The organism is Streptomyces sp. HmicA12 (assembly GCF_000373565.1).
In the GTDB taxonomy this organism is placed as follows: domain Bacteria; phylum Actinomycetota; class Actinomycetes; order Streptomycetales; family Streptomycetaceae; genus Streptomyces.
Genome location: NZ_KB891810.1, coordinates 59,154 through 71,635 on the forward strand (window position 1 = coordinate 59,154; position 12,482 = coordinate 71,635).

Below are 12,482 nucleotides of genomic sequence, written 5' to 3' on the forward strand. Positions count from 1 at the left end.
CCTCTACGACCGGCTCTGCCCGCTGTCGAGCCGCTGACTCAGCCACTGCAGCGTCGCCGGGATCTCCCGCCGCCACGTGTTGAAGTTGTGCCCACCGCTGTCGAGGACGATCGACGACACGCGCGTGGGCGACTTCACGTTCCTGATGAAGTCGAGCGTGGCCGGGTAGTTGTGTTCGCCCTGCCTGCTCGTGGTGACCAGGAGCGAGGTCGCGGGCGGCGGCCTGTGGTTCAGGTACCACTTCAGGTCGGCATGGTTCTCCAACCGGGCCTCCCCGTGGAAGAGATCGCCCGTCGTCGGGTCGAGGGGCGCCTTGTAGTACGCGGAGAGGCCGGCGCCCGCTCCGTAGACGTCGGGGTGGTGCATGGCCACCTTCAGGGCGCAGTAGCCGCCGGTGGAGTCGCCGACGATGCCCCACTTCTTCGCGGTCCGGTAGCGCGCGCCCAGCTCGGCGGGCAGGTCCCTGGCGAAGAACGTCTCCGCGCGCGGGCCGCCCGGCACGTCCACGCACTCGGTGTCGCGCGGCGGCGCCACGGTGGGTCGCAGCATCACCAGGATCATCGGCCGCATCCGGCCCGCCGCGGCCAGCCGGCGGGCGGTCTGCGGGTAGTGCAGCCCCCTGACGAGCGACTCGGCGGTACCGGGATAGCCGGTCAGGACGACGGACGCGGGGAACGTGCGGTGCGCGTACCGCGGCTGGAAGTACTCCGGCGGCAGATAGACGTAGGCGGGCGTGGTGATGCGGGTCGTCCGTCCGACGATGTCGACCTTCTGGATCTGGCCGTCCTGCTGTCTCCGGAAGCCGTCGGCCGGCCGTGATCCGCCGTTCGCTCCCGGGTCCTGTGTGGCGACCACCTGTACCGGCCCGCCGCTCCCGGCCACGTCATGGTCGGTGACCACACCCTGGCCCTGCTCCTGGCCGAAGAGGTCCGCCCAGGTCGCGTAGAAGCCGAACGACTGGTTCAGGGCGAGGCCGACCGCGACGAAGACCGCCAGCTGGGTTCCGAGGAGCAGCGCCACGCGCCCCGTGACCGACCGCCACGAGCGGTGCGCCAGACGCGGCCAGAGCAGCACGGTGCCGACGAACAGCACCACGGCGAGCAGCACAGCGAGCGTGAGGACTTCTTGGCTCGTGAGACCCATCGGACGCTTCCTGCCTAGGAGTTGACCGGCCGCCGCCCGAAAGGCGCGGCGGCCGCGCGGCCCTGACGACCTTTCCCTGCCCTTGGCCCACCCTTTGGGGCTCTTTTCCGACCGGGAGTGAACCCGCTTCCCACTCCCTTCGTCCTAGAGGGCGCAAGTCGCGGGATGCCGGATTTGGCACCGCGTTCACGTTTCTCGCAGAACTACGGGAATGCGATGTTCGTCAGGATAGATGCGGAGAACTCGAAAGGGGTTCCGAGCCGGATGAGCCGTACGAGGCGTATGGTGCGCGGCCCGCGCCCGGAGGCCGTACCGACCCTGATCGCCAGAGCCTGCATCCTGGTTGGCTTCCTGGACGTCGCGGCCGGCGTCTTCCCCCGCTTCCGGCACAGCCGCATGCACACCCTGGCGGAGGTGCTCCCCGGCACGCTCGGCCCGTTCGCCGCCGCCCTCGCGCTCAGCAGCGGCGTCCTGTTGCTCCTGCTCGCGCACGGCCTGCGGCGCCGCAAGCGGCGGGCCTGGCGGGCCGCGGTCGTGCTGCTGCCGTTCGGCGCGTGCGCGCAGTTCGCGTACCGGCACTCGTTCGCGGGCGTCGTCATCCCGCTGGCCCTGCTGTGGCTCCTGGCCCGGCACCGGAACCAGTTCGACGCGCTGCCCGACCCGCGCAGCCGCTGGCGGGCGCTCGCCAACTTCGTGGTCATGGGCGCCGGTTCGATCCTGATCGGCCTGGTCATAGTCAGCGTCCACCCGCGCCGCCTGGTCGGCAGCCCGAGCCTGTCCGACCGTCTGGAGCACGTCCTGTACGGCCTGTTCGGCATGGACGGGCCGCTGGACTACGCGGGCCGCACCTCCAGCACGGTCGCGATCTCGCTCGGCGCCCTCGGCATGATCACGGCGCTCACCACGGTCTACTTCGCCTTCCGGCCCGAGCATCCTGCGGCCCGCCTCACCGAGGACGACGAGACGAGACTGCGCGCCCTCCTGGAGAAGCACGGCGCCCGTGACTCGCTCGGGCACTTCGCGCTCCGCCGCGACAAGGGAGTGGTGTTCTCCCCCAGCGGCAAGGCGGCCGTCTGCTACCGCGTCGTCTCGGGCGTGATGCTCGCCGGCGGCGACCCGATCGGCGACGTGGAGGCGTGGCCGGGCGCCATCGAGCGCTTCATGGACGAGGCGCGGGCCCACTCCTGGACCCCGGCCGTCATGGGCTGCTCCGAGACGGGCGGCGAGGTGTGGACCCGCGAGACCGGCCTCGACGCGCTCGAACTGGGCGACGAGGCGGTGGTGGACGTCGCGGATTTCTCCCTGACCGGGCGGCCGATGCGCAACGTGCGCCAGATGGTCAAGAGAATCGAGCGCAATGGCTACGAGACACGGGTCCGGCGCATCCGTGACCTCGCCCCCGCCGAGCTGGACCGCATCCGCCGCGCCGCCGACGACTGGCGCGGCACCGACACCGAACGCGGCTTCTCCATGGCGCTCGGCCGCATCGGCGACGAGGCCGACGGCGCATGTCTGATCGCGACGGCCCACAAGAGCGACGACGACCCGGGCTCCCTCAAAGACCACGAGGAGCACGAGGAGCACGAGGAGCACAAGACCCACAAGACTCACGGTGACCTCAAAGCGGTCCTCCACTTCGTCCCCTGGGGCGACACCGGCGTCTCGCTCGACCTGATGCGCCGTGACCGCGCCGCCGACCCCGGGATGAACGAACTCCTGATCGTGGCCGCCCTCCGGGCCGCCCCGGAGTTCGGCATCACGCGCGTCTCGCTCAATTTCGCCATGTTCCGCTCGGCGCTCGCCCGCGGCGAGAAGATCGGCGCGGGCCCGGTCCTGCGCGCCTGGCGCGGCCTGCTGGTCTTCCTGTCCCGCTGGTTCCAGATCGAGTCGCTCTACAAGTTCAACGCCAAGTTCCGCCCTCACTGGGAGCCCCGCTTCGTGGTCTACCGCTCCTCGAAGGACCTCCCCCGCATCGGCTGGGCCGCTCTGCGGGCGGAGGGCTTCGTGAGCATGCGCATGCCGGGGGTGCTGCGCCGCGGGGCGCCCGAGCCGCGGCCCTGCGCGCACAGGGATCAGGAGCGCGGGGTGAGCGCCGCCTAGGGGCAACCGGCACCCCGGCCGCCCGCACCGGCACAGCGCACCCCGAACCGGCTCTAGGCTGGAAACCATGAGCACGTCGCAGGTCCACCGGGGCCACGTAGCCAACCTCCCCGCTTGGGACCGCTGCGCGGTCATGGGAGTCGTCAATGTGACCCCCGACTCCTTCTCGGACGGCGGGCGCTGGTTCGACACGACCGCGGCGATCAAACACGGCCTCGACCTGGTCGCCCAGGGCGCCGACCTGGTGGACGTGGGCGGCGAGTCCACCCGCCCCGGCGCCACCCGGGTCGACGAGGACGAGGAGCTCAAGCGCGTCATCCCCGTCGTACGCGGCCTGGCCGCCGAGGGCGTCACCGTGTCCGTCGACACCATGCGCGCCCGCGTCGCCGAGCAGTCCCTGGCGGCGGGCGGAGCCCTGGTCAACGATGTGAGCGGCGGCCTCGCCGACCCCGCGATGGTCCCGGTCGTCGCGGCCGCGGGCGCGCCCTTCGTGGTCATGCACTGGCGCGGTTTCCTGGAGGGGGCCACCGTCCGGGGCACGTACGAGAACGTCGTCGCCGAAGTCGTCGGCGAGCTCCACGCGCGCGTGGAGGCGGTCATGGAGGGCGGCATCGCCCCCGACCGCATCGTCGTCGACCCGGGCCTCGGCTTCTCCAAGGAGGCCGGGCACGACCTCTCCCTCCTCGCCCACCTCGACGAACTGCGCGCGCTCGGGCACCCGGTCCTGGTCGCGGCCTCCCGCAAGCGGTTCCTCGGTCACGTCCTGGCGGGCGACCAGGGCGCCCCGCCGCCCGCGCGCGAGCGCGACGCCGCCACCGCCGCCGTCTCCGCGCTCGCCGCGCAGGCCGGTGCCTGGGCCGTGCGCGTCCACGAGGTGCGGGCCACCGCCGACGCCGTCCGCGTGGCACGCGCGGTCGAAGGAGCACAGTGAGCAGCACCGACACCCAGGCCGTCGACACGGCCAACCGCTCCTTCTACGAAGCCATGGAGCGCGGTGACTTCGAGGAGCTGACGTCGCTGTGGCTGGCGCCCGAGGACGTCAGCTACGCCGCGTACACCGAGGACTCGGACCCGGACGACGTCGAGGACACCTCCATCAGCTGCGTCCACCCCGGCTGGCCGGTGCTGACGGGGCGCGGCGAGGTGCTGCGCTCGTACGCCCTGATCATGGCGAACACCGAGTACATCCAGTTCTTCCTGACCGACGTGCACATCAGCGTGGTCGGTGACACCGCCCTGGTGACGTGCACGGAGAACATCCTCAGCGGCGGCCCGGCCCCCGAGGAGGGCGACGAGCTCGGCCCGCTGGTGGGGCAGCGCGTCGTGGCGACGAACGTGTTCCGGCGCACACGCGACGGCTGGAAGCTGTGGTCGCACCACGCCTCCCCGGTGCTCGCCGAGTCGGATGACGAATCCGACACCCTTGACGCCATCGACGCCCTCGATGACATGGGCGACACCGACACCACGGGTGACACCGGCACCATCGACAACACCGACGACGGCGGGTCACCCTCCTGAGTGGGTAGGCGCCCTCGAAAGAGCCGGAATCGTGGGCGGGAGGTTGTTTTCCCGATCACCTGGGTATGGGCGGCTACCAGCCGCGAGCCCGCCTGTCCATAGCCCCCACGGGCAAGCATTGTCAGTGCTCGCAGGTAGATTCGATGGTGGCCGGTGAGTCGACCGCACATCGATGAGACCGGCCCTACCGACGACTGCAGGAGTGATTCGCGTGGATCGTGTCGCGCTGCGCGGCCTCAAGGCCCGCGGGCACCATGGCGTCTTCCCGAAGGAACGCGAGGAGGGCCAGACCTTCATCGTGGACCTGGTGCTCGGCCTGGACACCCGGGCGGCGGCGGCCGACGACGACCTGGCGAAGACCGTGCACTACGGCATCGTGGCGGAGGAGGTCGTGGCCGTCGTCGAAGGCGAGCCCGTCGACCTCATCGAGACGCTCGCCGAGCGCATCGCCCAGGCGTGCCTGAAGCACGAAGGGGTCCAGGAGGTCGAGGTCTGCGTCCACAAGCCGGACGCCCCGATCACCGTGCCCTTCGACGACGTGACCGTCACCATCACCCGGAGCCGAGTATGAACAAAACTCCGTTCGACCCGACCGTCCAGCCGGTGCCGACCTCTGTGATGGAACAGGTCGACGCCGCGGACACCACCCTCTCCAACCCCAAGCGCGCCGTGCTCTCCCTCGGCTCCAACCTGGGGAACCGCCTGGAGACGCTGCAGGGCGCCATCGACGCCCTGGAGGACACCCCCGGCGTCCGCGTCAAGGCCGTCTCGCCCGTGTACGAGACGGAGCCCTGGGGCGTCGAGCCCGACAGCCAGCCCTCGTACTTCAACGCGGTGGTGGTCCTCAAGACGACGCTCCCGCCCGCCTCGCTCCTGGAGCGCGCCCACGCGGTCGAGGAGGCCTTCCACCGCGTACGGGAGGAGCACTGGGGCCCGCGCACCATCGACGTCGACATCGTCGCGTACGCGGACGTGGTCTCGGACGACCCGGCCCTGATCCTCCCCCACCCGCGGGCCCACGAGCGCGCCTTCGTGCTCGCGCCCTGGCACGACGTGGACCCCGAGGCCCAGCTGCCCGGCCTCGGCGCCGTCACGGAGCTGCTGGCCGCCGTGACCCGCGAGGGCGTGGCCCCGCGCGTGGACCTGGAACTCAGGCTGCCCGAGTAGTCGTTAAGGTCTAGCGGGCGGCAAAGCCGGAGCGGCAGGGCCGGAGAAGACGAGTGGGCGACCGACGGGGATGAAGCAACCGCGATGAAGCAACTGCGCATCAGAACGCTGGCCGGCCTCTTCGTCGTCGCCGGAATCCTGTCCTGGGCGGGCGCCCGCCTGTGGAACTCGATCGGCACCCTGCCGAGCGTCCCGCTGGCCGCCCCCATCGTGCTCGCGGTGATCGCCGTCGTCCTGCTGGCGACGGCGCTCTCCATCCGCGCCCGGCTGCGCGCCCAGCGCGAGCGCCGCCCCGGTGCCAAGGGCGTCGACCCGATGATGGCGGCCCGCGCCCTCGTCTTCGGCCAGGCGAGCGCCCTGGTCGCGGCGCTGGTCGCGGGCATGTACGGCGGCACGGGCGTCTTCCTGCTCGAGGAGCTGGACATCCCGGCCCGCCGCGACCAGGCGATCTACGCCGGTTTCTCGGTCCTCGCGGGGATCGCCGTCATCGCCGCGGCGATCTTCCTGGAGCGGGTCTGCAAGCTGCCGGAGGACGAGGACACCGAGGGCACGACCACGGCCGCGTGATCGCGCCCGTACTCGGGGCTCCGCCCCGGATCACCGCCCGATGATCAGGCTCATGGCCTCGTTGCGGGTGGCCGGGTCGCGCAGCTGACCGCGCACCGCCGACGTGATCGTCTTGGCCCCGGGCTTGCGCACGCCCCGCATCGTCATGCACATGTGCTCGCACTCCACGACCACGATGACGCCCCGCGGCTCCAGGATCTCCATCAGGGAGTCCGCGATCTGCGTCGTCAGGCGCTCCTGGACCTGCGGGCGGCGGGCGAACACGTCGACGAGGCGGGCCAGCTTCGACAGGCCCGTGATCTTGCCGTCGGAGGACGGGATGTAGCCGACGTGCGCGACGCCCACGAACGGGACCAGGTGGTGCTCACAGCTCGACTGCACCTCGATGTCCTTCACCAGGACCATCTCGTCGTGCCCCAGGTCGAACGTCGTCGTCAGGACGTCCTCGGGCTTCTGCCACAGTCCCGCGAATATCTCCTTGTACGCGCGGGCGACCCGCGCCGGAGTCTCCCGCAGGCCCTCGCGGTCCGGGTCCTCACCGACCGCGATGAGCAGCTCGCGCACGGCGTTCTCGGCCCGCTTCTCGTCGAACTCGCCGATCGAGCCCTCGCCGTCCAGCGTCACCGGGTCGGTCATCTGGTGCCTCTTCCTCGTATGAACCGGCGCGGCAGCGCAAAAAGCCGCGTCCCCCACACCGTAAAGCGTGGGGGACGCGGCCTGCATTCCGGGTCGAAGGAGACCTCCGGGGTCCGGGTCAGCTCTCGGGGCGCTCTTCCTTCACCGTGTCCACCGGAGTGGTGGTCTCGATGGCGGGCGCCGCTCCGTTCGCCCCGTTCGTCAGTGACAGCTCCTTGGGGGAGAGCACCGGCGGGCGGGTCGAGGGGGTGCGGCGGGAGGAGCCGGTCCACGCGGGGCGGGCCGGACGCTTCACGATCGGGGCGAAGATCTCGGCGATCTGCTCCTTGTTCAGCGTCTCCTTCTCGAGCAGCGCGAGGACCAGGTTGTCGAGAACGTCGCGGTTCTCGACGAGGATCTCCCAGGCCTCGTTGTGCGCCGTCTCGATGAGCTTCTTGACCTCTTCGTCGACGAGCGCGGCGACCTCTTCCGAGTAGTCGCGCTGGTGACCCATCTCGCGGCCCAGGAACGGCTCGGTGTTGTCACCGCCGAACTTGATCGCGCCGAGACGCTCGGTCATGCCGTACTGCGTGACCATCGCGCGGGCCGTACCGGTGGCCTTCTCGATGTCGTTGGCGGCGCCGGTCGTCGGGTCGTGGAAGACGAGCTCCTCGGCCGCGCGGCCGCCCAGCATGTAGGCGAGCTGGTCCAGCATCTCGTTGCGCGTGGTCGAGTACTTGTCCTCGTCCGGCAGCACCATCGTGTAGCCCAGCGCACGGCCTCTGGAGAGGATCGTGATCTTGTGGACCGGATCGGAGTTCGGAGACGCCGCCGCGACCAGGGCGTGACCGCCCTCGTGGTACGCGGTGATCTTCTTCTCCTTGTCCGACATGATCCGGGTCCGCTTCTGCGGGCCCGCGACCACACGGTCGATCGCCTCGTCCAGCATCAGGTTGTCGATCAGCTTGCGGTCCGATCGGGCGGTCAGCAGCGCCGCCTCGTTCAGCACGTTGGACAGATCGGCACCGGTGAAGCCGGGGGTGCGGCGGGCGACGGCCGACAGGTCGACGTCCGGGGCGACCGGCTTGCCCTTCTGGTGAACCTTGAGGATCTCCAGACGGCCCTGCATGTCCGGACGGTCGACCGCGATCTGGCGGTCGAAGCGGCCGGGACGCAGCAGCGCCGGGTCGAGGATGTCGGGCCGGTTCGTGGCGGCGATCAGGATGACGCCGCCCTTCACGTCGAAGCCGTCCATCTCGACGAGCAGCTGGTTGAGCGTCTGCTCGCGCTCGTCGTGTCCGCCACCGAGGCCGGCGCCGCGATGGCGGCCGACCGCGTCGATCTCGTCGACGAAGACGATCGCCGGGGCGTTCGCCTTGGCCTGCTCGAAGAGGTCGCGGACACGGGAGGCACCGACACCGACGAACATCTCGACGAAGTCGGAACCGGAGATCGAGTAGAACGGCACCCCGGCCTCGCCGGCGACGGCGCGCGCGAGGAGCGTCTTACCGGTACCGGGCGGGCCGTACAGCAGCACGCCCTTGGGAATCTTGGCGCCGACGGCCTGGAACTTGGCCGGCTCCTGGAGGAACTCCTTGATCTCGTGGAGTTCCTCGACGGCCTCGTCGCTGCCGGCGACGTCGGCGAACGTCGTCTTCGGAGTGTCCTTGGTGATGAGCTTGGCCTTGGACTTCCCGAACTGCATGACTCGGGAGCCGCCGCCCTGCATCTGGTTCATCAGGAACAGGAAGACAACGACGATGAGGACGAAGGGCAGCAGCGACAGCAGAATGCTGACGAACGCGTTCTGCTTCGTCGGAGAGACGGTGTAACCGTCCGGAATCTGCTTGTCCTCGAACTTGGCCTGCAGGCTCTTGGCCACCTCGACGCCCTGGTCGCCGATGTAGCTCGCCTGGATCTTGCTCGAACTCTCGACCTTCTGGCCGTCCTTGAGTTCGACCTTGATGGTGTTCTCATCGCCGGTGGTCAGCTTGGCCGACTGCACCTTGTTGTTGTCGATGGCCTGAATGACCTGGCCGGTGTCCACCGTCTTGTAGCCGCCGGACGAACCGACGACCTGCATCAACACGACCACGGCAAGGACGGCCAGCACGATCCACATGACCGGCCCACGGAAGTATCGCTTCACGTCCATCCATACGGAGCGGAACCGCCCCGTCCCTCCTGCCATAGTGAGTTTGATAAGGCTGTTTGAAGCTGTTTGAAGAACTGTTCTTCGGACGGTACCCCAGCATTGTCACCCGACGCCGCAGGGGACGACCGTCAATCGGCCCTTCGCATGCTCCAACGGCGGGAATCCCGTGAGGGTTCCCGCCGATGTGACGCGTGCTCAGCCGCCGTAGACGTGCGGCGCGAGCGTGCCGACGAACGGCAGGTTCCGGTACTTCTCCGCGTAGTCCAGGCCGTACCCGACCACGAACTCGTTCGGGATGTCGAAGCCGACCCACTTGACGTCGATGGCGACCTTGGCCGCCTCGGGCTTGCGCAGCAGCGTGCAGACCTCGAGGGAGGCCGGCTCGCGCGAGCCGAGGTTGGTGAGCAGCCAGGACAACGTCAGACCGGAGTCGATGATGTCCTCGACGATCAGGACGTGCTTGCCCTTGATGTCGGTGTCGAGGTCCTTGAGGATCCGCACCACGCCGGAGGACTGGGTGCCCGCGCCGTACGAGGACACCGCCATCCAGTCCATGGTGACGGGGGTGGACAGGGCACGCGCCAGGTCCGCCATGACCATCACGGCGCCCTTGAGCACCCCGACGATCAGCAGGTCCTTGCCCGCGTACTCCGCGTCGACCTTCGCGGCCAGCTCTGCCAGCTTCGCGTCGATCTCTTCCTTGGTGATGAGCACCGACTTGAGGTCGGTGCCCATGTCTTTCGCGTCCACCCGCATCACTTTCGGTCGTCCCACCGGCCGCCGCGACGTGAGCCGTCGAGTCAGCCTTGCCGGATGACCAGTCTGCCACCCTGCCGCTGGGCGACGACTTTGCCCGGGAGATTGATCTCCCCCTGGCCCCGCCATCCGGTGATCAGGCGGTCCACCTCTTCGATGTGGCGGGCGAAGAGGGCGCCGGCGGGAGCACCGGCCTCGATGGCGGCCTTGCGCAGGATGCGGCGGCGCACGGCGGGCGGCAGCGCGTAGAGCTTCGCGCATTCGAGGAGTCCGGCGGCGTCCCGGACGGAATCGGCGGCCTGCGCGGCCCAGGCGTCCAGCGCGTCGGCGTCGTCGCGGGACAACTGGGCCGTACGGGCGAGCGCCTCGACGACACCCTTGCCGAGCGCCTTCTCCAGGGCCGGCAGTCCTTCGTGGCGCAGTCTCGACCTCGTATAGGCGGGGTCGGTGTTGTGCGGGTCGTCCCAGACCGGGAGGTGCTGGACGAGGCAGGCCTTGCGCGCGGTCTGCCGGTCGAGCCGCAGGAAGGGGCGGCGGTAGCGGCCGCCGCTGCCGGAGACCGCGGCCATGCCGGACAGCGAGCGGATCCCGGAGCCTCGGGCGAGCCCGAGCAGCACAGTCTCGGCCTGGTCGTCGCGGGTGTGGCCGAGCAGGACGGCGGCGGCGCCGAGGCGCTCGGCGGCGTCGTCGAGGGCGGCGTAGCGGGCGTCGCGGGCGGCGGCTTCGGGGCCTCCGTCGCGGCCGACGCGCACGGCGATCGACTCGGCGGGGGCGAGGCCGAGGGCGGTCAGGCGCAGCCGGACGTCCTCGGCGCGGGTGTCGGACCCGGACTGCAGACCGTGGTCGACGGTGATGCCACCGGCGCGGATGCCGAGTTTCGGGGCTTCGAAGGCGAGGGCGGAGGCGAGCGCCATGGAGTCCGCGCCGCCGGAGCAGGCGACGAGCACCAGTGGTGCGGGGGATCCAGGGGATTCAGTGTGTTCGCTGAGGATGTCGTGGAGGACGCGGCGGACCGCGAGGCGTATCGCCGCGACCGCAGGATGGGGACCCATGTCCGGTTCCCTTCATTCCGTTGTCTGGGGGGTGGGCGCCAACTGTCGAGCTGTACAGAGCGACTCAGTCGCCACTCGGCACGGCTCAGTCGCTCAACGGTGACTCGGTGATTTCGGTCACGCAGAGTGTGTCGATGGTGACAGAGACGAGCCGTTCCCTGAGCATTGCACGCCTACCCACCGGCCACGGTCCCTCGGATGGGTGATCCTGAGCAATTTTGGGCGTGCCTTACGTGGCGTCGTGGGCGCCGTCCGTCTTGTTGTGCACCCGCGCGACCCAGTCCGCCGGTTTGGCGATCTCCGCCTTCGTGGGGAGCGTGTTCGGGGACGTCCAGACCCGGTTGAAGCCGTCCATGCCGACCTGGTCGACGACGGCCCGCACGAAGCGCTCGCCGTCGCGGTACTGACGCAGCTTGGCGTCGAGGCCGAGGAGTTTGCGCAGCGCCATGTCGAGCCGCGAGGCGCCCTTCTGCCTGCGCTGCTGGAACTTCTCGCGGATCTCCCCCACGGACGGCACGACGGCCGGGCCGACGCCGTCCATCACGTAGTCCGCGTGCCCTTCGAGCAGCGACATGACGGCGGTGAGGCGGGCGAGGATCTCGCGCTGGGCGGGCGACTGGACCATCTCGACCAGCGACCGGCCGCCGTCGGCCGTCTCGCCGTCGTCGCCGCCCTCGCCCTCCGGGCGTCCGCCTGCAAGGGACTGCACGGCTTCCCTGATCCGCTCCAGGAACGTCGACGGGTCGACCTCGGTCTCGCCGAGGAACGACTGGATTTCGCCCTCCAGGTGGTCCCGCAGCCAGGGCACGGCCGTGAACTGGGTGCGGTGGGTCTCCTCGTGCAGGCAGACCCAGAGCCTGAAGTCGTGCGGGTCGACGTCGAGTTCGCGCTCCACGTGCACGATGTTCGGCGCGACGAGCAGCAGTCGCCCGCCGCCGTTCGCCGCGGCCGGGAGGTCGCTGGTGCCGGGGGCGAAGGTCTCGTACTGGCCGAGGACGCGGGAGGACAGGAACGACAGGAGCATGCCGAGTTCGACGCCGGTGACCTTGCCGCCGACCGCGCCGAGGACGGCGCCGCCCGCGCCGGGGCCGCGGCGCTCCTGCATCTTGTCGAGCAGCGGTTTGAGGATCTCGCGGAAGCCCGCGACGTTGGCCTTCACCCAGCCCGGGCGGTCCACCACGAGGACGGGGGTGTCCTGCATGTCGTCGGAGGCCATCCGCGTGTACGCGCGGACGTGCTCCTCGGAGGCCTTCGCGTGCCGGCGCAGCTCCGAGACGACGGCGCGTGCCTCGTCGCGGCTCACCTCCGGGCCGGGTCGTACGAGACGGGTCGCCGTCGCCACCGCGAGGTTCCAGTCGACCATTCCTGCCGAAGCCGCACCGCCGAAGCTCGTCATGCGTCAACGG

Annotated in this window: 12 protein-coding genes; 6 read left to right on the forward strand and 6 right to left on the reverse strand. The window is 70.1% G+C overall.

The genetic code is table 11. From position 1 onward, the window contains the following. Window positions 1–3 precede the first annotated feature (3 nt). Window positions 4–1,143 carry an alpha/beta hydrolase gene (locus B072_RS0120920; protein WP_018531928.1) on the reverse strand — a complete coding sequence of 380 codons (1,140 nt, stop codon included), beginning with the start codon at window positions 1,141–1,143 and terminating at the stop codon, window positions 4–6. Window positions 1,144–1,407: 264 nt separating this feature from the next. Between B072_RS0120920 and B072_RS0120925 the strand changes: the two genes are divergently transcribed. The 6 genes from B072_RS0120925 to B072_RS0120950 all read left to right on the forward strand — a co-directional run bounded on the left by B072_RS0120925 (window position 1,408) and on the right by B072_RS0120950 (window position 6,498). Next, window positions 1,408–3,243 carry a phosphatidylglycerol lysyltransferase domain-containing protein gene (locus B072_RS0120925; protein WP_026246096.1) on the forward strand — a complete coding sequence of 612 codons (1,836 nt, stop codon included), beginning with the start codon at window positions 1,408–1,410 and terminating at the stop codon, window positions 3,241–3,243. Between the two features lie 67 nt (window positions 3,244–3,310). Beyond that, complete coding sequence (gene folP, locus B072_RS0120930) at window positions 3,311–4,174, forward strand: dihydropteroate synthase (protein ID WP_043244363.1); 864 nt, start codon at window positions 3,311–3,313, stop codon at window positions 4,172–4,174. Continuing rightward, the gene (locus B072_RS0120935; RefSeq protein ID WP_018531931.1) at window positions 4,171–4,764 is read left to right on the forward strand and encodes a nuclear transport factor 2 family protein; all 594 of its coding nucleotides are present in this window, start codon (window positions 4,171–4,173) and stop codon (window positions 4,762–4,764) included. Before folP ends, B072_RS0120935 begins: the two co-directional genes overlap by 4 nt. A gap of 211 nt (window positions 4,765–4,975) precedes the next feature. Further along, a complete protein-coding gene (folB, locus tag B072_RS0120940; RefSeq protein WP_018531932.1) occupies window positions 4,976–5,335 on the forward strand; it encodes a dihydroneopterin aldolase in 360 nt (119 codons plus the stop codon). After that, the gene (folK, locus tag B072_RS0120945; RefSeq protein WP_018531933.1) at window positions 5,332–5,931 is read left to right on the forward strand and encodes a 2-amino-4-hydroxy-6-hydroxymethyldihydropteridine diphosphokinase; all 600 of its coding nucleotides are present in this window, start codon (window positions 5,332–5,334) and stop codon (window positions 5,929–5,931) included. Before folB ends, folK begins: the two co-directional genes overlap by 4 nt. Window positions 5,932–6,015: 84 nt before the next feature. Continuing rightward, a complete protein-coding gene (locus B072_RS0120950; protein ID WP_018531934.1) occupies window positions 6,016–6,498 on the forward strand; it encodes a DUF3180 domain-containing protein in 483 nt (160 codons plus the stop codon). Between the two features lie 30 nt (window positions 6,499–6,528). Here the strand turns inward: B072_RS0120950 and folE are convergent, their stop codons facing one another. From folE to B072_RS0120975, 5 genes are all read right to left on the reverse strand, one after another. Continuing rightward, the gene (gene folE, locus B072_RS0120955) at window positions 6,529–7,134 is read right to left on the reverse strand and encodes a GTP cyclohydrolase I FolE (protein WP_018531935.1); all 606 of its coding nucleotides are present in this window, start codon (window positions 7,132–7,134) and stop codon (window positions 6,529–6,531) included. 118 nt (window positions 7,135–7,252) lie between these two features. Further along, window positions 7,253–9,268 carry an ATP-dependent zinc metalloprotease FtsH gene (ftsH, locus tag B072_RS0120960; RefSeq protein ID WP_018531936.1) on the reverse strand — a complete coding sequence of 672 codons (2,016 nt, stop codon included), beginning with the start codon at window positions 9,266–9,268 and terminating at the stop codon, window positions 7,253–7,255. Window positions 9,269–9,463: 195 nt separating this feature from the next. After that, window positions 9,464–10,024 carry a hypoxanthine phosphoribosyltransferase gene (hpt, locus tag B072_RS0120965; protein ID WP_043244364.1) on the reverse strand — a complete coding sequence of 187 codons (561 nt, stop codon included), beginning with the start codon at window positions 10,022–10,024 and terminating at the stop codon, window positions 9,464–9,466. Window positions 10,025–10,068: 44 nt separating this feature from the next. Then, entirely contained in the window at window positions 10,069–11,076 is a 1,008-nt protein-coding gene (tilS, locus tag B072_RS0120970; protein ID WP_026246099.1) for a tRNA lysidine(34) synthetase TilS, read from the reverse strand. 229 nt (window positions 11,077–11,305) lie between these two features. After that, window positions 11,306–12,472: a zinc-dependent metalloprotease gene (locus tag B072_RS0120975; protein WP_026246100.1), complete on the reverse strand. Its 1,167-nt coding sequence runs from the start codon at window positions 12,470–12,472 to the stop codon at window positions 11,306–11,308. Window positions 12,473–12,482 lie beyond the last annotated feature (10 nt).